Origin of the sequence: Brachybacterium sp. FME24 (genome assembly GCF_014897705.1) — a bacterium.
In the GTDB taxonomy this organism is placed as follows: domain Bacteria; phylum Actinomycetota; class Actinomycetes; order Actinomycetales; family Dermabacteraceae; genus Brachybacterium.
The window spans coordinates 166,827-183,921 of the sequence record NZ_JABUXV010000001.1 but is presented as its reverse complement, the minus strand read 5'-3'; the positions used below and the strand labels follow the sequence as shown (position 1 = coordinate 183,921).

20 protein-coding genes are annotated in these 17,095 nt (G+C 68.1%); 7 read left to right on the top strand and 13 right to left on the bottom strand.

The window, feature by feature from the left end:
• Nucleotides 1–27: 27 nt before the first annotated feature.
• From INT51_RS00845 to INT51_RS00830, 4 genes are all read right to left on the bottom strand, one after another.
• Nucleotides 28–711 carry a CE1759 family FMN reductase gene (locus tag INT51_RS00845; protein ID WP_193103304.1) on the bottom strand — a complete coding sequence of 228 codons (684 nt, stop codon included), beginning with the start codon at nucleotides 709–711 and terminating at the stop codon, nucleotides 28–30.
• Nucleotides 708–1,895: a CE1758 family FMN-dependent luciferase-like monooxygenase gene (locus INT51_RS00840; protein WP_193103303.1), complete on the bottom strand. Its 1,188-nt coding sequence runs from the start codon at nucleotides 1,893–1,895 to the stop codon at nucleotides 708–710. Before INT51_RS00840 ends, INT51_RS00845 begins: the two co-directional genes overlap by 4 nt.
• Before the next feature lie 100 nt (nucleotides 1,896–1,995).
• Complete coding sequence (locus tag INT51_RS00835; RefSeq protein WP_193103302.1) at nucleotides 1,996–2,472, bottom strand: MarR family winged helix-turn-helix transcriptional regulator; 477 nt, start codon at nucleotides 2,470–2,472, stop codon at nucleotides 1,996–1,998.
• Nucleotides 2,473–2,849: 377 nt separating this feature from the next.
• Nucleotides 2,850–3,440 carry a helix-turn-helix domain-containing protein gene (locus tag INT51_RS00830; RefSeq protein ID WP_193103301.1) on the bottom strand — a complete coding sequence of 197 codons (591 nt, stop codon included), beginning with the start codon at nucleotides 3,438–3,440 and terminating at the stop codon, nucleotides 2,850–2,852.
• 110 nt (nucleotides 3,441–3,550) lie between these two features.
• On the opposite strand from INT51_RS00830, the gene INT51_RS00825 reads away from it, so the two are divergent.
• Nucleotides 3,551–4,789, top strand: coding sequence for a DUF1684 domain-containing protein (locus tag INT51_RS00825; RefSeq protein ID WP_193103300.1), 1,239 nt, complete (start codon nucleotides 3,551–3,553; stop codon nucleotides 4,787–4,789).
• 75 nt (nucleotides 4,790–4,864) lie between these two features.
• Here INT51_RS00825 and INT51_RS00820 read toward each other — a convergent pair whose 3' ends face one another.
• The gene (locus INT51_RS00820) at nucleotides 4,865–5,275 is read right to left on the bottom strand and encodes a VOC family protein (protein WP_193103299.1); all 411 of its coding nucleotides are present in this window, start codon (nucleotides 5,273–5,275) and stop codon (nucleotides 4,865–4,867) included.
• Between the two features lie 112 nt (nucleotides 5,276–5,387).
• On the opposite strand from INT51_RS00820, the gene INT51_RS00815 reads away from it, so the two are divergent.
• The gene (locus tag INT51_RS00815; RefSeq protein ID WP_193103298.1) at nucleotides 5,388–6,374 is read left to right on the top strand and encodes a YafY family protein; all 987 of its coding nucleotides are present in this window, start codon (nucleotides 5,388–5,390) and stop codon (nucleotides 6,372–6,374) included.
• A gap of 505 nt (nucleotides 6,375–6,879) precedes the next feature.
• Here the strand turns inward: INT51_RS00815 and INT51_RS00810 are convergent.
• From INT51_RS00810 to INT51_RS00800, 3 genes are all read right to left on the bottom strand, one after another.
• The gene (locus tag INT51_RS00810) at nucleotides 6,880–7,767 is read right to left on the bottom strand and encodes a chromosome condensation regulator (protein ID WP_193103297.1); all 888 of its coding nucleotides are present in this window, start codon (nucleotides 7,765–7,767) and stop codon (nucleotides 6,880–6,882) included.
• Between the two features lie 57 nt (nucleotides 7,768–7,824).
• Nucleotides 7,825–9,462 carry an alkaline phosphatase gene (locus INT51_RS00805; RefSeq protein ID WP_193103296.1) on the bottom strand — a complete coding sequence of 546 codons (1,638 nt, stop codon included), beginning with the start codon at nucleotides 9,460–9,462 and terminating at the stop codon, nucleotides 7,825–7,827.
• Between the two features lie 151 nt (nucleotides 9,463–9,613).
• Nucleotides 9,614–10,003 (bottom strand): helix-turn-helix domain-containing protein, encoded by a 390-nt coding sequence (locus INT51_RS00800; protein WP_193103295.1) that lies wholly within the window; start codon nucleotides 10,001–10,003, stop codon nucleotides 9,614–9,616.
• Nucleotides 10,004–10,090: 87 nt separating this feature from the next.
• On the opposite strand from INT51_RS00800, the gene INT51_RS00795 reads away from it, so the two are divergent.
• The gene (locus tag INT51_RS00795; RefSeq protein ID WP_193103294.1) at nucleotides 10,091–10,738 is read left to right on the top strand and encodes an NAD(P)-dependent oxidoreductase; all 648 of its coding nucleotides are present in this window, start codon (nucleotides 10,091–10,093) and stop codon (nucleotides 10,736–10,738) included.
• On the opposite strand, the gene INT51_RS00790 is transcribed toward INT51_RS00795, so the two are convergent.
• Together INT51_RS00790 and INT51_RS00785 are read right to left on the bottom strand one after the other, a co-directional pair.
• Entirely contained in the window at nucleotides 10,722–12,170 is a 1,449-nt protein-coding gene (locus tag INT51_RS00790; RefSeq protein ID WP_193103293.1) for an MFS transporter, read from the bottom strand. The genes INT51_RS00795 and INT51_RS00790 overlap by 17 nt on opposite strands.
• Nucleotides 12,167–12,922, bottom strand: a complete 756-nt coding sequence (locus INT51_RS00785; RefSeq protein WP_193103292.1) for an SDR family oxidoreductase — start codon at nucleotides 12,920–12,922, stop codon at nucleotides 12,167–12,169. Before INT51_RS00785 ends, INT51_RS00790 begins: the two co-directional genes overlap by 4 nt.
• Before the next feature lie 74 nt (nucleotides 12,923–12,996).
• On the opposite strand from INT51_RS00785, the gene INT51_RS00780 reads away from it, so the two are divergent.
• From INT51_RS00780 to INT51_RS00770, 3 genes are all read left to right on the top strand, one after another.
• A complete protein-coding gene (locus tag INT51_RS00780) occupies nucleotides 12,997–13,602 on the top strand; it encodes a TetR/AcrR family transcriptional regulator (RefSeq protein ID WP_193103291.1) in 606 nt (201 codons plus the stop codon).
• 151 nt (nucleotides 13,603–13,753) lie between these two features.
• On the top strand, nucleotides 13,754–13,897 hold the full coding sequence (locus INT51_RS00775; protein WP_193103290.1) for a hypothetical protein: 144 nt from the start codon (nucleotides 13,754–13,756) through the stop codon (nucleotides 13,895–13,897).
• A complete protein-coding gene (locus tag INT51_RS00770) occupies nucleotides 13,894–14,442 on the top strand; it encodes an alpha/beta hydrolase (protein ID WP_193103289.1) in 549 nt (182 codons plus the stop codon). Before INT51_RS00775 ends, INT51_RS00770 begins: the two co-directional genes overlap by 4 nt.
• A 20-nt stretch (nucleotides 14,443–14,462) precedes the next feature.
• On the opposite strand, the gene INT51_RS00765 is transcribed toward INT51_RS00770, so the two are convergent.
• The 3 genes from INT51_RS00765 to INT51_RS00755 all read right to left on the bottom strand — a co-directional run bounded on the left by INT51_RS00765 (nucleotide 14,463) and on the right by INT51_RS00755 (nucleotide 16,032).
• On the bottom strand, nucleotides 14,463–14,717 hold the full coding sequence (locus INT51_RS00765) for a PspC domain-containing protein (protein WP_193103288.1): 255 nt from the start codon (nucleotides 14,715–14,717) through the stop codon (nucleotides 14,463–14,465).
• A gap of 76 nt (nucleotides 14,718–14,793) precedes the next feature.
• On the bottom strand, nucleotides 14,794–15,174 hold the full coding sequence (locus tag INT51_RS00760; protein ID WP_193103287.1) for a VOC family protein: 381 nt from the start codon (nucleotides 15,172–15,174) through the stop codon (nucleotides 14,794–14,796).
• A 231-nt stretch (nucleotides 15,175–15,405) separates the two neighbouring features.
• On the bottom strand, nucleotides 15,406–16,032 hold the full coding sequence (locus tag INT51_RS00755; protein ID WP_193103286.1) for a YHS domain-containing protein: 627 nt from the start codon (nucleotides 16,030–16,032) through the stop codon (nucleotides 15,406–15,408).
• Nucleotides 16,033–16,152: 120 nt separating this feature from the next.
• On the opposite strand from INT51_RS00755, the gene INT51_RS00750 reads away from it, so the two are divergent.
• Nucleotides 16,153–16,965, top strand: coding sequence for a helix-turn-helix domain-containing protein (locus INT51_RS00750; RefSeq protein WP_193103285.1), 813 nt, complete (start codon nucleotides 16,153–16,155; stop codon nucleotides 16,963–16,965).
• Nucleotides 16,966–17,095 lie beyond the last annotated feature (130 nt).

The following is a 17,095-nucleotide window of genomic DNA, read 5'->3' as shown; positions in this document are numbered from 1 at the left end:
CTCAGTGGACGTGCGTGAACAGTCGCGTCAGCTACCTCCTCGTGCCAGGCGCATGAGGTCGGTATCTATGTCGATGTCATCAGCGGTGCGCTCGGCGCGCGTGGCGCTGCCGCCGAAGCTGTGCTGGTAGCCGCTCCAGCCGCCGTCGGCGATGTCCCGTCCGACGCCGCTGATCGCGAGCGCGGCCAGTTCACCGCCGGCGCGCTCGACACGCTTACCGAGATCCGCGGAACCCCAGTCCTCGGGGGCCGCGAACAACGAGGTCGGAGCGGGCAGTGCACGGAGGAACGCGAACAACGGGCGCAGCTGATCGTCGACGACCATCGCATGCCGCGCCGACCCCGCGGTGGCGGCGAGCAGGACCGGCTTGGCGATGAGCAGATCGTTGTCCAGCAGATCGATGAAGGACTTGAGCAGGCCGCTGATCCCGGCCTTGTACACCGGGGTGGTCACGACGAGCGCGTCCGCGGCGGCGAGCCGCTCGATCGCCTCCTTGACGGTCTCGGTGGGGAACCCGCTCACGAGGCTCTGCGCTATCTGCGCGGCGATCGGCGCGAGCTCGATCACCTCCGCGGAGACGACTCGCGCCGATTCCCGCAGCCGCGTGGCCGTGGCCTGGACGGCCCGGTCGGTCAGCATGCGCGTGGTCGACGGATCCCCGGTCCCGGCGCTGATCGCGACGAGCCGCAACGGTGCTTCACCCACGCTCATGCGAACCTCGGCATCTGCGCCGGCATGGCCGGATCGCTGTCGAGGTAGGGCAGCGGGCCCGAGGTGTTGTCGCCACTGTTGGGGCGCGGGCGCGCCTGCCGCGGCTCGGCCTCGCCGTACGTCGCCTCGACCAGCGAGGCGTGCGTCGGGGCGTCCGGAACGCCGGGAGCTCGACGGGAGTCCATCTCCGTACGCAGCACGGGGACGACCTCGGTGGCCAGCAGTTCGAGCTGCTCGAGGGCGACCTCGATCGGGATGGACCCCAGGTCGATGAGCCACAACTGCCGCTGGTAGTCGCCGAAGCCCTCCTGGAACGTGAGCGTCTTGTCGATGACCTCCTGCGGCGACCCGACCGACAGCGGGGTGCTCTCCGCGACCTGGTCCAGGCTCGTGCCCCGGAACATCGGATAGGACTCGAAGTACGGTTGGAATCCGTTGTACGCATCCTGGGACCGCTTCGCGAGGAACGCTTGCCCGCCCAGCCCCACGATCGCGTCCTGCGCGCGGCCGTGACCGTAGTGCTCGAAGCGCTGGCGGTAGAAGTCCACCAGCGGCTTGAAGTGCAGGTTTGGAGCGAGGATGTGGTTGGCGAAGTACCCGTTGCCGTGGAAAGCGGCCTGCTCGGCGATCTCCGGAGTGCGGATCGCGCCGTGCCACACGAAGGGCGGCACCCCATCCAGGGGTCGCGGCGTCGCGGTGAACCCCTGCAGAGGAGTACGGAACCGACCCTCCCAATCGACCACGTCTTCCCGCCACAGCTTGTGCAGCAGGTTGTAGTGCTCCAGGGCGAGCGGTACGCCGTCCCGGATGTCCTGTCCGAACCAGGGGTAGACCGGAACCGTGTTCCCGCGGCCGAGCATGAGGTCCATGCGGCCCAGCGCGACGTGCTGCAGGAATGCGTAGTCTTCGGCGATCTTCACCGGATCATTGGTCGTGATCAGCGTGGTGGAGGTGGACAGGAGGATGTTCTGCGTCTGCGCCGCGATGTGGGCGAGCAGCACCGGCGGGGCGGACGCGACGAACGGTGGGTTGTGATGCTCACCGACTGCGAAGACGTCCAGGCCCAGTTCGTCTGCGGCCTTCGCCAGAGTGATCGTGTCGTGGATGCGCTTCGTCTCGGAGCGCGGGATGCCGGTGGTGGGGTCGGGGGCGATGTCGCCGACGCCGAAGATGCCGAACTGCATGAGAAACAGGACCTTTCGCTGACTTGAGAAGTGCGAAGGGACCGTGCGGGTGCATGCGTGCCGGAGCGCGCGGTCTCGTCAAGGGAGAACTGCTGGGTGATCAACCCTGGGGTTCGAGGTCGAGGTGTGTGCGGAGCGTGCGGGTCAGGTCCTCGACCTGGGCCAGTTGGTCGGCGGAGAGTGCGTCGAGGAACAGTTCCTTGACCGCGCGCAGGTGCGGGACGGACCCCGCTCGGAAGGAATCTGCTCCCTCCGGCGTCATGCTCACCTCGATGCCGTGCACGTCGTCGGCGCAGGTGGCGCGCCCGATCAGGCCGCGCTTCTCCATTCGCCCCAGATGATGCGAAAGGCGGCTGCGTTCCCAGCCGATGTGCAGGGCGAGCGCCGATGCGCGCAACGTCCTGCCCTCCGCCTCGCTCAGGGCGAGCAGAACCTGGTAGTCGCCTGTGGACAGAGAGGACTCGTGCTGCATTCTGGTGCCCAGTCGCGAACGAAGCACGTCCGCGGTCTCGATGTAGCCGCGCCAGGTATGCAGCTGCTCCCGGGTGGGCATTGCGCGGTGACCGTTCTGGACCATCGAACCTCCTCGTGTTGACATGTCAACTCTAGGTCTAGCGGGTTGACGTGTCAACTGCATGGGGTGCGGCTGGAGCGACGGTGAGCCCGCACGATCGCCTCGCCCGTGCGTGCAGGCCGTGCGGCTTCTCGGGTGGTGCCTCCTGATCGCGCAGCAGCCCTTCCGTGTCGAGCGGTCCGTGGACCAGGTCGCGCACCGGGGGTCCCGGTCGGCGCCGGGAAGAGGTGCGGGTGGCTCGAGAAGCGTGCTCAGGCCGCCACTGCGCACATCGGTCCCTGCACGAGACCGGCTCGCCGCGTGGGAGAAGCCCGCGCTTGTTCGCCACGTCGGTGAACGTCAGCGGGCGTCGGCTGTGGTCGCCTGGCCGGAGCGCTCGTTCACGTCTTGGGGGTGGAGCGGACGCGGATGTGTGCGCGCTCGCCCTGCCGTCCGATGAGTCCGATGTACTCCACGGGCCCGGTGGTTGCGGCGCCGAACCAGTGTGGTGTGCGGGTGTCGAACTCGGCGGCTTCGCCGGGCGAGAGGACCGTGTCGTATTCGCCGAGCACGAGCCGCAGCTGTCCGTTGAGGACGTAGGCCCATTCGTACCCCTCGTGGGTCTTGAGGGCGGGCTGATCCGAGCTGCGGCGTCCCGGGAGGATGAACTTGTAGGCCTGGATGCCGCCGGGGCGCCGGGTCAACGGCAGGACCGTCTGCCCTCCCTTGCAGTGGATGGGGCGCAGGTGAACACGTGGGTCACCGGTGGCTGGAGCATCGACGAGCTCGTCGAGCGTGACGCCGTGCGCTCTGGCCAGCGGTAGCAGCAGTTCGAGGGTCGGCCGCCGGGATCCGGACTCCAGCCGGGACAGCGTGCTGATGGAGATGCCGGTAGCGGTCGACATCTCGGCCAGCGTGGTCTCGCGTTCTTGGCGCAGGTTGCGCAGTCGGGGCCCGACGGCGTCGAGGTCTTCGCTCTTCTCGGTGTTCATGGCCGGCAGTTTGCCAGAACGGCAATAGTGTTTGCAAGAACCTGTGTCGCCGTCGCAGTGTGGAGTCTCGAGGGCGCTCGGTGCGGGCGCCGACAGGAACAGGAGGATCGATGTCTACTGAGGATTCTGGCCATCCGGGTGTGCCGGTGGAGTACGCGACCTGGCGGAAGAACCGTTGGGAGGAGATCGCCGGACCGGGCGGCAAGGCGGGCACCGACCAACTGGCCATGATCTCGCAGCCCGAACCGGGGGTGCCGGGCTTGCCCGGTCGATGGGAGGTGAGTGCTTCGGGGGTCCTGACCCTCACCGTCACCGCCGCGGACGGAGTGTCGATCGGAGGTCGGCCGGTGACCGGTGCGGTGGACGTCGAATCCGGCAGTCAGGTGGAGCTTGCTGATGGGCGGGTATGTTTCGTCCAAGGATGGGGCGGAACCTTCGGCATGGTCGTCTGGGACCCTTCCGCACCTGGTCTCACGAGGCTGCGCGATATCGCGAGCTATCCGTACGATCCGAGCTGGGTCGTCCACGCCGAGTACCGGCCAGTGCCGGGCCGGACCATCGAAGTAGGGCGTCTGACCAGCCCTCGGAGCAAGGAGACAGTCCCCGCCCCGGGCGACCTGGTCGTCGAGCTCGGCGGCCAGGAGCACACCCTGATGGTGCTGGAATCCGTCCCCGGTCTGCGTCTGGCGGTCTTCACCGATCCCAGCAGCGGCACCGACACCCCCGAGATCGGTCGATGGCTGATCCTCCCCCCGGGCGAGGGCAGCACTCTGCGGGTCGACTTCAACCAGGTGACCCTGCCCCACCACGCGTTCTCCACGGCGTTTCCGTGCCCGATCCCGCCGGAGTCGAACCATCTTCCGGTCGTCGTCGACGCTGGGGAACGTGCACTCGTTCTCGACGGAACGAGCGGGAGCACGGTGACAGAGCCCGACAACGAAGAACAGGACGGAATCATGGAATCTGAATTGACCGAGAAGGCGGTCCAGTACCTGCGACATCTGGAGCACTTCGACTTCGCGAGCATGCGAGCGATGTGCACGGACACGGCCACCGTCTGGCACAACGACGGCCAGGGCGAGCAGACGATCGAGGAGAACCTCGAGCAGCTCGAGCAGATGTCGAGCGGTGGGGGTGTCGTCGCGCTGCGGTACGAGATCACCCGTCAGTTCCAGAAGCCCGACGAGGTGCTCCAGCAGCACGTGCTCCACATCAGCATGCCCGACGGTTCCGGCACCGAGCTGCCCGTGGCGATGTACTTCGGCTTCCAGGGCGGTCTCATCGACCGCATCGACGAGTACGCGAACATGACGCCGCCGGACGAAGGCAGCGCGAGCGTCGCCAGCTGATCCGACGCTGCGGGATCTTCGGCACCTGGGCGCGACCGGCGCCCAGGTGCCGAATCTCTGTCGATGCCTCAGGGTCTACTCCTGAGCAGTGCTCGCGAAACGTGCCTGGGCCGCCTCGCTGATCGGTGCGAAGAAGTTGATCAGGTTGCCGTCCGGATCCCTGACGAGGAGCGAACGGTTGCCCCAGGGCATGTCCGTCGGCTCCTTGACGAACTCGTCGACGACATCCTGAAGAGCCGTGCGGGTCGAGTCGACGTCGTCGACGAGGAAGTCCAAGGTGACACTGCGATTCGCGTGAGCCTCGGCGGCATCGTCCCCGAGCAGTGGCACCGTGGCTGAGCTCGCGATGGCCAGCGTGCCCGATGCGGTGCGCAGCTCGGCGAACAAGGGGTGGAGCCGCTCGGCGGTGAGTCCGGTGGCCGATTCGTAGAACGCGACGAGTGCATCGACGTCGTCGGTGATGATGCGGGTGGCTGCCAACTGCATTGCCGTCTCCTCCTGGGGTGACTGTGGATGTGGCCCACGGATCCGGCCACGGACAGGACAGTACTGGCGATACCGGGCAAGAACTGCCCGGTATGTAGGCGATGATGGATGCATGGCAGACACCACCGCGCGGGCGCTGAGGGTGCTCGAACTGCTGCAGTCCGCGCAGCTGCGCACTGTCGGAGAGCTGGCAGAGCGCCTCGGCGTCGACGAGCGGACGGTTCGCAGAGATGTGGCGCGACTGGTCGATCTAGGAATCCCCGTCGAGACGCTGCGGGGGCGTTACGGCGGCTATCGGCTGGCGCCCGGCCAGCGCGTCCTCCCGCTCATGTTCAGCAGTGAGGAAGTGGTGGCGGTCTTTCTCGGGCTCGCCCGTGCGCAAGCGGCAACACGCGAACCAGGGGTCGCCGCGCAGACTGCCCTGTCCAAGATCACCCGAGCTCTGCCGACCGCTGATGCGGAGCGGATCGACACGCTGCTCGGGGCGATGACGCGGACGTCCCAGCACGGGGGAGTCGCTCCCGACCCTGCTGTGATGCTGACCCTGGCGGAGGCCGTGACTCTTTCGCACGTCGTCGACCTGCGGTACCGCAGCGGCGACGGAGTCCCGTCGCGGCGCACCATCCACCCCTATGGGTTGGTCGCGCACTCGGACCGGTGGTATCTCGTCGCGCTCGACACAGATCGGCAGGAGGAGCGTGCCTTCCGGGTGGACCGGATCCGATCAGCTCGGCCGATGCCCGGCACCTTCACGCCGCCGCAGCATCTCGATCTGGTCAACCGCCTTCTCGGCCTCTTCGCGGATGCGGACTATCGATGGCAGGTCGTGCTGCGCATTCGAGAGACCGAGGATCACATCCGGGCACAGCTGCCGCCCAGCGTGGCTCGACTCGAAAGGCTGGACCCAGTGGCGGGCCAGGGGCGCGACGATGCCCTGCCCTGGCATCGGGCCGAGATCCATGCACAGAGCCTCGAGTGGTTGCCGTCCGTCGTCGCGGCTCTCGACTGCGAGGTGGTGATCGATCGTCCCGAGGAACTCCGACACCGGGTGAGGGCCGCAGCGACGAGGATGCTTCACGCAGCCGGCGAGGACCGATGATCCTCCGAGCTGGAGCCGGAGGATCCGAGCCGTGGCGTCGCCGGCGAGCTTCGATTCTCCGTGTGACTGGGGGCGAGGGGCGGCGGGTCGATCCCGACGTGGGTTCGGGCCCCGCTGAAGGCAGGGCCGCGCAGACCCGCCCTGCGCCGTCGGGCGTCGGAGTGTTCCGGCAGCAGGTGGTCCGTGAGTGATCGAGTAGTGGCAGCGAGCGTGGTCGCGTCCATCCCGGTCCGGCACATGAACACGATCCCCTGCTGAGCGGTGAGAAGGGCCCGAGCCAGGATGATCGGATCCGATGTGCCCGGCAGGTCGCCCTCGTCCTGGGCGCGGGCCACGCTATCGGCGGTGCGGCTCGAGCACATCGGTCCCGCACTGATGTGCTCGAGTGGATGTGCCATGTTCGGGGCCATGGGGGAGGCATGACCCGCGGCTTCCGCGGAACCAGTCGCGGCGCTCATGTCGGCAGAACTCCAGGTGTCGACCGCTCACTCACGATCGCGTCTCTTCAGGGACCGGGCCGCTGATCCGATCCGTCGCGAGCATCAGGTGCACGGGGCGCCCGGCCCAGCTGCCAGGTGCCCACGGCGCATTGCCCGTCGGCGTCGTCCCCCGTCGCCACCACGGTCCCGTCGACGAGGAGCCCGAGCGAATGCGCCGACCCGGCGGCGATCGCCGTGACGTCACGCCATTGCGCCACCTCGCACTGTCCGAACTGATTGCCGCCGACGGCGCGCACGGTTCCGTCCTCCCGGAGCGCGAGCGTGTGGTGGCTGCCGGCTGCCACGGCTGTGACGCAGCTCCACGACGCGACATCGCACTGGCCTGAGCCGGTCTCGCCCGTCGCGATGACGGTGCCGTCATCCCGCAGACCGACGGTGTGCAGATGACCGGCCGAGACGTCGACCAGGTTCAGCCATCCACCGATCTTGCACTGCCCTCGCTGGTTGTTGCCGGTGGCCAGGGCAGTGCCATCGTGCCGAACGGCCACGCTATGCCAGTCCCCGCCGGCGATCGCCACGATCTCGCTCCACGCCCCCACGTCGCATTGCCCCTCTGCCCGGCGTCCAGTCGCCACCACGGTGCCGTCCACCCGGAGACCGAGGGTGGTTCTCCACCCGGTCGCGACAGCAGTGATCTCGCTCCACCCGGAGACGTCGGTCTGACCGTCACGGTTCCACCCGGTGGCGAGTGCCGTGCGGTCGGCTCGAAGCCCGACGGTGTGCGACCGCCCGGTATTGCGGGCCGAGTGCACGTTCCCGGCCGCGACGGCGATCACTCCCGACCACGACAGCACGTCGCATTCGCCGGCTCGGTCGTCGCCGGCCGCCATGACCGTCCCGTCCGCGCGGCACGCGACGCTGTGCCGGCGGCCGGCTGCCAGGGCGGTGGCCATGTCGTCTCCTTCTGCGGTGGGTCCCGTCCTCTCAGGGTAGGTCCGCTCCGGACGAGGTCAGTGCTGCGGAATCAGGGTGCGGGTGTACTGCACGTCGCCGTTGGCATCGATTAGCTCGACGGTGAACTCATCGCCCTGCGGGGCGATCTGGACCCGGCCGAAGAACTGGCCGGCGCCGTCGCGCGGGGACCCCAGCGCCGGGCCGGCCTTCTGGAAGTCCACCTGCGGCCCGAAGGTCCCATCCATCTCGTTGGGCCCGAAGGAGCCGGCGTTGATCGGACCGGCGACGAACTCCCAGAAGGGGTCGAAGTCCGTGAACGCAGCTCGCTCGGGCGAGTAGTGGTGGGCGGCGCAGTAGTGGACGTCGCCGGTGAGGAACACGATGTTCTTCGTCTTCTGCGTCTTGATCCCCGAGAGCAGTCGGGCCAGCTCGAGCTCCCGCCCCAATGGTGCGCCGTTCTCGGCATTGGAGATCGACTCCTGGCCCGCCCCGTCCGGGACGACGATGCCCAGTGGCAGATCGGCGAGGATCACCTTCCAGGTCGCCTGCGACCTCCGCAGCCCCTTCAGCAGCCACTGCAGCTGCTCCTCGCCGAGTATCGGGGTGGCCTGCTGCTCCAGGCCGTTCGTGTTCTCGCCCTTGTGCGTGCGCATATCGAGCACGAACACGTCCAGGTCCGGGCCGCGCTCGATGAGGCGGTAGATCCGCTCGGGCTCGAAGCCGCTGCCGGGGGACAGGGCGCGCACCTCGGCGATCGGCTGGTACTCCTGCCAGGCACGACGGCCCCGGGCGGCGAGGGTGTTCACGTCGCGCACCGTGTACTGCTCGTCCGTGAGCACCTCGCCGGCCCACCAGTTGTTCGTGGTCTCGTGGTCGTCCCAGGTGGCGATCACGGGGACCTCGGCGTACATCGCGCGGATGTTCTCGTCCATCAGGTTGTAGCTGTGGCGGCCACGGAACTCCCGCAGCGTCTCCGCCACCTTCGCCACCTCCTCGGTGACCAGGTTGCGCCAGACGGCGCCGTCCGGCTCCTCCAGGGATTCGGTGATCGGACCGTCCGCGTAGATGGTGTCGCCGGCGTGGAGGAAGAAGTCGGGGGAGAAGGATCGCATGGTCTCGTAGCCGAACATGCCGCCGACGTCGGGGTTGATGCCATAGCCCTGGCCGGCGGTATCGGCCGTCCAGACGAACGTCTGCGCGCCGTCGGACCGCTTGCCCGGGGCCGTGCTGAACCGTCCGGCACCGACCTCGCTGCGCCGGCCGTTCTCGTCCTCGAAGTACACCTCGGTCTCGAAGGTCGTGCCGTCGGGGAGGCCCTTCGCACTGACGCGTGCGGTGAAGTCGGTCTCCGCAGTGGCCCAGGGCCCGCGCAGGGTGATCGGGTGCCCGTTCCGGCCGTTGTCCTTTCCGCGCCCTCTGCCGTTGCCGATGATGCGCTCGCCCTGGGAGTCGAGAGCGTGCAGGACGGCGTGGAGCCGCCCCTCACCCGAGGCGCGGGACCAGAGCACCGCAGAGCGTGAGGTGACGTCCCCCGTCTGGAGGCCGGAAGGGAGTGTCAGCCGGGACCCGACAGGGGCGGACGGCGCCGCCGGTGCCGCAGACGCGGATCCGGCGACGGGCAGGGACGTGGCGAGGGCCGCAGCGGCAGCCCCCTTGAGCAGGGATCGGCGGTTCGGCGACGAGAGGCTGTCCATGAAGACAGTGAACGCCGTCGCCGTGACCATTTCGTGGCGGCGGGATGAATGGCCGGGGGCCGTGCTGGAGCCGAGGTCGTCGGCCCAGGTGGCGATGTGATCGACGGCTCTGTGCTGAGTGTGCCCGGCCCGGAGACGGGCGGGACGTCGGTCAGGAGGCCACCGTGTGGTCGTGGGCTTCCTGGGAAGCCGACACGTCGCGGAGATGGGTTATCGACCATTCCTCGAGAGCGCGCAGCGGTTCGCGCAGGGTGCGACCCGCTTCGGTGAGGGTGTACTCGACGCGGACCGGAACTTCGGGGTGGACGGTGCGACGCACCAGCCCGTCCCGTTCCAGCGCGCGGAGGGTTTGGGTGAGCATCTTCTGCGAGATGCCCTCCACGCGTCGGCGCAGCTCCGAGAAGCGGACGCTGTCGTCCCAGAGGGCGCCGACGATGAGCACCGTCCAGCGGTCACCGATGCGATCCAGGATGCGGCGAGAAGGGCAGTCCGCGCGGTAGGGGTTGCCGTCGAGCGCGGACTCGGTCCTAGTGGTTACCACGAAGTGCCTTCTTCCGATAAGAGATCTGCTCTCCTACGGTAACCAGGTGGCGCCGTCCGACGCCACCTCATCGTCGAAAGGCATCTCATGTCTCGCATCACCGTCATCGGCGGAACCGGCTACGCCGGTTCAGCCATCGTCGCCGAGGCCGCTGCTCGCGGTCACCAGGTCACCGCACTGAGCCGTTCGCTCCCCGAGCAGCCAACCCCTGACGTGATCTATGTTCAGGGAGACGCCACTGATGAGGCGACGCTGTCGCAGGTCATCGAGAGTGCGGAGGTCGTCGTGGGGGCGTACTCCGCCCGCGGCCCGCTCGCCCCGAGCTTCCGCGGCTTCTACCGCAGCGCCGGCCGCCTGGCAGATGCTGCAGGCGTTCCCCTGTACATCGTCGGCGGCTACTCCTCGCTGCGCCCAGCGCCTGGGGCGGATCGCTTCGTGACCGATCTCAGCGACATCCCCGCAGAGCTCCACGACGAGATCCGCGATGGGTCGGGTCTGATCATCGAGGACCTTCCGGCCACCCCCGAGACACTCAACTGGGTCTTTGTGAGCCCGGCGCTCCGTTTCGGCGCACATATGCCAGCGCAGCGGCTCGGCCGCTATCGGCTCGGCGACGAGGTCTCGGTTCAGCCCGACGGCGGCGGCTCGATCTCCGCTGCTGACTACGCCCTCGGGTTCGTCGACCTGATCGAGAGCGGCGACCGTCACAGGGAGCAGGTCAACCTCGGCCACTAGGCATATCTGACGTGTCCACGGGGTGGTCACTCGTCTCGCGGCGGAGCAGCACCGCGGTGCACACAGCCCCGATCAGGGCTGCCGCAGCAAGCGCCCAGAGAGCGACGTGCTGACCTGCCAGGGCAGCACGTTCGGCCGTCAGGTCGTCGGTGCTGTCGGTGGTCGACTGCGCCAACAGCGTCACCAGGGACAGGCCGACCGCTCCACCTCCCTGATACGCGCAGGTCGCCAGCCCTGACGCTGCCCCCACCAAGGGTGGGGGCACGTGGGAGGTGCACACCACGAAAGACGTCACGACCGACAGTCCCAGGCCGAAAGCCCACACCGCCGCCGGGATCTGGAAGCCGAGGGTGATGCTTCCGCCCACCCCGGTGAACAGGGCGAGGCACACGAGCCCGCCGGCCTGGATGAGCAGTCCCCCCGCGAGCACCGACCGGGGCGCCCTCCGTGCCAGTGCCCTGGGGGCTATGGAACTGCCCAGGAGCATGGCAAGCGGCACGGGCAGGTAGACAAGTGCAGCCGTGACCGGATCATAGAGGCGAACCTCCTGGAGAAACATCGTCACCACGAAGAAGGTCGACAGCAGCAGTGTGCCCACGACGACGAACAGGGCCGCTCCGGCTGTGGTCGTGCGGTGACGAAGCAGCGAGCGAGGTATCACGGGTTCAGGGGCGACTCGTTGTCGCCAGATGAAGACGCATGCCAGGGTGACGGCCGCCGTGAAGGCCGCACCTGATGCCATCGTCCATCCAGCGATCCCGGCGTCGACCAAGGCGTAAGTCAGCAGCATCAGCGAGCCTGTGGCCGCTACGGCTCCCGCGGCGTCCACGTGGCCGACGGAGCGCACGCTCGCAGGCAGGGTGCGGCGACCGAGGAAGAGCACGATCACTCCGACGGGGAGGTTGATCCAGAAGATCAGGTGCCAATCCAGGCTGGACAGCAGGCCCCCGACGACCAGGCCGATCGGTGCTGCCACGCCCGCCAGGCCGCTGAAGAGTCCGAGGGCCCGCCGCCGTGAAGGGCCCTCGGGGAACATCGCCATGATCAAGGCCAGTGCCGCTGGCATCACCATGGCTGCGCCCAGCCCCTGCAGTGCACGGCCCAGGAGCAAGGTCAGCCGCTCGTCGGCGAGACCGCAGAGGAGGGACGCGGCCATGAACAGGGCAGTGCCGACCATGAACAGGGTGCGGTGGCCGGCCAGGTCAGAGACCCGGCCGAACAGCAGCAGTGTGCCGGCGAAGGCGACGAGGTAGCTCGAGACGATCCAGGTGGTCTGCGCGTCGTTGAGGCCCAGTTCGTTACGCATCGACGGCAGCGCGATATTGACGACCGACGCGTCCATCACGGTCAGGAACTCGATGCTGGCCACCACGGCGAACTGGACCCACGGCGGGTTCGCCAGCCGATCGGACACCTTCTGCCCGCTGGTCACAGCAATGATCCGCCAGAGACGTCGATGCGCTCGCCGGTGACCCAACGGGCGTCCGGGCCGGCAAGGAAGGCGATGACATCGGCGACGTCGTCGGGTTCGGCAATGCGGCCGAGCGGGGACAGCCCCGCAACCATCTCGCGCGAGTGCCCCAGCCACTCGGTGTTCATATCGGTGTCGACGACCCCCGGAGCAACCGAGTTGACTCGAATCCCGCGCGCGCCGAGCTGTGTGGCCAGCGTGGGCGTCCAGACGTCGACAGCGGCCTTGCTGATCGCGTACGCGACCAGGTCGGGCTGGTACGCACCCCGGGTCAGGTGTGCTGACACGTTGACGATGCTGCCGCCATCGCGGATCCGGTGCAGGGCCTGCTGCGTGACGATGAGCGGTGTCACGGAGTTGACCACCAACGCCTCATCGAGGTCACCGCTGGTGAGTTCGCCGATGGGCTTGCGTGAGTGCACGGCTCCCGCGGCGTTGACCAGGATGTCGAGGCCCTCGTGGTGATGGTCGAACGCTTCCCAGAGATGCCGTGCGACCGTCTCGGGCTCGCGGTCGCCGAACTTCGCCTGGATCGTCGTCGCCCGACCGCCACGCGCTCGGATCAGGGATCTCGTCGCCTCGGCCGCGTCGCGGTCTTCGGCGAAGTGGACGGCGACCGAAGCCCCTTCGATCGCCAGTCGCAGCGACACGGCGCGACCGATACCGCCGCTCCCTCCCGTGACCAATGCCGTCTTCCCGGCCAATGTCCTCATCTCCAACCTCTTCTGTAGTGATCTCTCCAGAACAAGAGTACACACTTCTGGAGGGATCGCTCTAGAGTGGGGTCATGGCACAGCGAACCGGACGACCCCGTGGCTTCGACCGGGGACTGGCCCTGGACAGGGCAATGGATCTGTTCTGGGGGCGGGGCTACGACGTGGTGGGGGTCAAGGACCTGACCGCGGCTCTCGGCGTCTCCGACTCCAGCTTGTATGCCGCGTTCGGCAACAAGGCCGCGCTGTTCGCTGAGGTCGTGGACGAGTACTCGCGGCGGTATGGCGGTTACGTCGACGAGGCGGCGTCCGCACCCACGGCGCGGCACGCGGCGGCGATTCTTCTGCGCAACGCCGCGCAGCAACAGACTCTGCCTGACCGTCCGCACGGCTGTCTGATCGTCAACGGTGCGACGAATCATCTGCCCGCGTCGGCTCCGATCGCCGTCGACCTTCGCCGGCGACGGGACTCGGTCACGGCGATGATCGAGGCCAAGGCGACGGCGGATATCGCCGCACGCGCGATGTCCGAGGGCAGTCCTCCGCGAGCACATGCGCTGCACGTCTCCGCATTGTGGGAGGGAAACGCTCAGCTTGCTCGGGATGGTGCGTCTCGAGCCGACCTGCTCGGCGCTGTCGACCTCGCGATGCAGCGCTGGGACAGTGCAGAGCTGTCCTGACACGCGTCATCCATGGCCGCATCGATCTGTCCCCGCTGAGAGCCGACGATGCGGTAGGGGTTCCGGACCTCTCGGCGCGACGACCGCCGATTCCCGCGACGACGCGAAGTGATGCAGTCGGGCAGCGACCATCGGGAGCGTGGTCACTACCATGGCCGGCATGGACAAGTTCACGATCGGCGATACGGTCCAGATCACCGGCAGCACGATGACCGGAAGCGTCGGCACCGTCGTCGAAACCCGTATCGGCGCAGCGTCGGGTGGACTCGCATCAGCGATCGAGGTGGAGCAGTGAGTGACTATATGAACTGGCCGGCGTTGCCCACGTCCTCCGGCCTGGTGATCCTGCTTCCCGGGCGCTGGTACACCTGTGCCATGCCGCTGCTCAACTTCGCAGGTCAGGTTGCTCTCAGTCATGGGTGGGACGTTCGCGAAGTCAGCTGGAGACCGTCGGACGAGTGGGGGACGCAGCAGATCGGGGACGAGCTGGCCGCCGCGATCGGAGATCACCCGGGACCGATTCGGGTGATCGGGAAATCGCTGGGCACGCTGGCGGCGCCGTACGCCGCCGAGCATCGGATCGATGCGGTCTGGCTGACCCCGCTCGTGAAGGAAGCTCGCGTGGCGAAGGCGATCGACGCTCATCCGGGCCGGCAGCTCCTCATCGGGGGCACCGGCGATACCGGGATCTGGGACAGCGAGATCGCTGCGTCACTCTCCGCCGAGGTGCTCGAGGTCGCTGACGCGGACCACGGTCTGCAGGTCGCGGATCCCGTGCGCACGGCCGAGATCCACGTCGAGGTGGTTCGAGCCATCGACAAGTGGTTCGCCGAAGGCTGACAGCGGGTGCCGGGGAGGAGTCACCGCCGTTCGCGTCGGCCTCCCAAGGCCTGCTCCAACGGGATGCGGCCGTCCTGCCAGGGAGTCAGGACCCAGACCACCAGGTATGCACCGACTCCCAGTACCGGCAGCAAGAAGGACAGGAGGACGGCCGCACGGACCAGCCACACGTTGAGTCCGGACATCTCGGCGAGGCTTCCGCCGATGCCTGCGACGACGCGTCGGGGGCCGCGCCGGAGGCCGAGGCGGCGAATGGAGTCAAAGAATTTTTCCATACCGACCACGGTACGCAGGGTCGGCGGACTCGACAGTGGTGTTGCCCCCCGGGTTTGGTGAGGAGAACCGGAACGTCTACTGCTCTGCGGCGATCGGCCTGAAGAAGTTGATCAGGTTGCCGTCGGGGTCCCGGGCCAGCAGTGACCGGTTTCCCCACGGCATGTCTGTCGGCTCCTTGACGAACTCCTCGACCACGTCGCGCAGTGCTCGAGAGGTGGCGTCGACGTTCTCGACGAGGAAGTCCAGCATGACGGTGCGGTTCGCGCGGGCCTCGGCGGCATCGGCGCCGAGAAGCGGCACGGTGGCCGAGCTGGCGATCGCGAGCGTGCCGGTCTCCGTGCGCAGCTCAGCGAACATCGGGTGCAGCCGTCGGGCGGTGATTCCGGTGGCCTTCTCGTAGAACGCGACGAGCGCGTCGACGTCGTCGGTGATGATGCGGGTGGCAGCGAGCTGCATTGTCGTCTCCTGAGGTGTGGGGCGTCGCGTGACCGCGACCTGGAGGACACGATATGAGCGGTAGCGGACAGAATCTGTCCGCTGAAAACGCGCCTGCCGCTGACCTTCGCGTCGGGATCGATCCGAGATCAGGTGTGGCCGCCGACGTTGATCAGATGCGGGGCCCGGTCGAGATCCGTATCGACGCGCGGGTGGTCCCCAAGTCGTTGCCGTTCGGATCGCTTCCGACCATCACGAGGCAGGTTGACGTACGAAGGCGTCCCGACAGGAGTGGGCACAGAAGCCGTACCTGGTGCCGTCGTGCTCGAGGGTGATCGCTCGAGGTGTGTCCTTGACGAGCATTCCGCACATCGGGTCCAGCAGCATCCCCTCGGGCACCTCGATCTTTCCGGCGTCCAGGTCGGCCCGGAACTCCCGGCTCAGCTCGGCGACGACCTGGTCCGCCGTCGACGCCTTGCCGTCCAGGCCGATGCTCCCATCGGCGACCCCGATCATGGTGATCCACAGCCAGCCGTCGGGCCGCTGCCAGCCGTGGTCGGCATCGACGCGGCGCACGGCACGGCGGAGCCAGCCCATCTCGTGCCGCGCCATCTCGTCGCGCCAGGCTTCGGGCACGGTCACGGTGATCCACAATGGGGGAACGTCCCCGGGCGCTCCCCAGGAGCCATCGCCCGTGTGCCAGCCGGAGTGTTCGGTGAAGGCGACGTGGGTCATCGCCCGGGCCCGGCGGAGGGTCGACTCGGGCACGGTGTCATCACCTGTGTCGCCGGTCAGCCCGGTGACGATCTCGGCCGCCATCACGGCTTGGTCGTCCGGGCTCAGACTGCCGGCGGGGTGGCGGATCTCGATCAGGTTCATGGTCTCTCCCTCGTTCGTGGTCCGAGTGGGTCCACGACGACTGTGATCCCCGGGCACGCACCCTGTCGATTACCTCTGAGGTAGTTGCCCACGACTGTTCTGTCCGGCAGGCTCATCGGCATGACGCTCGCCCAGGAAGCTCCGGTCGGCGACATGGTGCGGCAGTGGAGGGGGCGCCGACGGCGCTCCCAACTCGACGTGGCCGTCGCGGCGAACCTCTCAGCGCGTCATCTCAGCTTCATCGAGACCGGACGGTCCCGGCCGAGCCCCGACATGATCGAACGCCTCTGCGAGGAGCTGGACGTCCCCCTGCGGGACCGCAACCGGATCCACCTCGCGGCGGGCTTCGCGCCTGCGCATTCCGAGCGGCCGCTCGCCGATCTCGGAGAAGCCGGAACCGCGGTGGACGCGCTCCTGGCCGGACAGGAGCCGTACCCCGCCATGGCGGTGAATGTGAGGTGGGAGCTGCTGGCCGGAAACCGGTCGGCCCTGGCAGCATTCGGGGACGTCTCGCCTGTTCTCCTGGAACCGCCGGTCAACGTGTTGCGCAGCACGCTGCATCCGGACGGGCTGGCCCACCGGCTGGGGAACTACACCCAGTGGCGATCCCACGTGGTGCGCCGGGTCCGGAGACAACTGGACCGGACCGCTGCCCCCGGCCTGGCCGAGCTGCTCGCCGAGATCCAGTCCTATCCCATCCCGCTCGGGAAGGACGCCGTCCTCGGCGAGCCCGGCGATCCGATCATCCCGATGCTGCTGCACACCGACCTCGGTCCGTTGCGGCTGCTCTACACGCTCACGGTGTTCGGCGCGGCTCGCGACGTGACCATGGATGAGATCGCCGTGGAGTCGTTCTTCCCCGCCGATGCCCCGAGCCGGCAGTTGCTCCAGCGGCTGGCTGGCGACGAGCCCTCCGCCGCCGTTGTGCCTTAGCGCACGGCCTCCTCACCCTGAGTGCGAGCCGCCGGCACGGCAGACGCGTAGGGTCTGGGTACGATCCGCCCCGGACTCGTCCTCCCCATGGAGGCGTGGAGGAGTGCGCGCGATGTGTCGTGCCCTCCGG

Bases quoted from the DNA above. Each gene is read 5' to 3' on its own strand.
- INT51_RS00845 (WP_193103304.1), bottom strand. From the start codon at position 711: ATGAGCGTGGGTGAAGCACCGTTGCGGCTCGTCGCGATCAGCGCCGGG.
- INT51_RS00840 (WP_193103303.1), bottom strand. From the start codon at position 1,895: ATGCAGTTCGGCATCTTCGGCGTCGGCGACATCGCCCCCGACCCCACC.
- INT51_RS00835 (WP_193103302.1), bottom strand. From the start codon at position 2,472: ATGGTCCAGAACGGTCACCGCGCAATGCCCACCCGGGAGCAGCTGCAT.
- INT51_RS00830 (WP_193103301.1), bottom strand. From the start codon at position 3,440: ATGAACACCGAGAAGAGCGAAGACCTCGACGCCGTCGGGCCCCGACTG.
- INT51_RS00825 (WP_193103300.1), top strand. From the start codon at position 3,551: ATGTCTACTGAGGATTCTGGCCATCCGGGTGTGCCGGTGGAGTACGCG.
- INT51_RS00820 (WP_193103299.1), bottom strand. From the start codon at position 5,275: ATGCAGTTGGCAGCCACCCGCATCATCACCGACGACGTCGATGCACTC.
- INT51_RS00815 (WP_193103298.1), top strand. From the start codon at position 5,388: ATGGCAGACACCACCGCGCGGGCGCTGAGGGTGCTCGAACTGCTGCAG.
- INT51_RS00810 (WP_193103297.1), bottom strand. From the start codon at position 7,767: ATGGCCACCGCCCTGGCAGCCGGCCGCCGGCACAGCGTCGCGTGCCGC.
- INT51_RS00805 (WP_193103296.1), bottom strand. From the start codon at position 9,462: ATGGACAGCCTCTCGTCGCCGAACCGCCGATCCCTGCTCAAGGGGGCT.
- INT51_RS00795 (WP_193103294.1), top strand. From the start codon at position 10,091: ATGTCTCGCATCACCGTCATCGGCGGAACCGGCTACGCCGGTTCAGCC.
- INT51_RS00785 (WP_193103292.1), bottom strand. From the start codon at position 12,922: ATGAGGACATTGGCCGGGAAGACGGCATTGGTCACGGGAGGGAGCGGC.
- INT51_RS00780 (WP_193103291.1), top strand. From the start codon at position 12,997: ATGGCACAGCGAACCGGACGACCCCGTGGCTTCGACCGGGGACTGGCC.
- INT51_RS00775 (WP_193103290.1), top strand. From the start codon at position 13,754: ATGGCCGGCATGGACAAGTTCACGATCGGCGATACGGTCCAGATCACC.
- INT51_RS00765 (WP_193103288.1), bottom strand. From the start codon at position 14,717: ATGGAAAAATTCTTTGACTCCATTCGCCGCCTCGGCCTCCGGCGCGGC.
- INT51_RS00760 (WP_193103287.1), bottom strand. From the start codon at position 15,174: ATGCAGCTCGCTGCCACCCGCATCATCACCGACGACGTCGACGCGCTC.
- INT51_RS00755 (WP_193103286.1), bottom strand. From the start codon at position 16,032: ATGAACCTGATCGAGATCCGCCACCCCGCCGGCAGTCTGAGCCCGGAC.
- INT51_RS00750 (WP_193103285.1), top strand. From the start codon at position 16,153: ATGACGCTCGCCCAGGAAGCTCCGGTCGGCGACATGGTGCGGCAGTGG.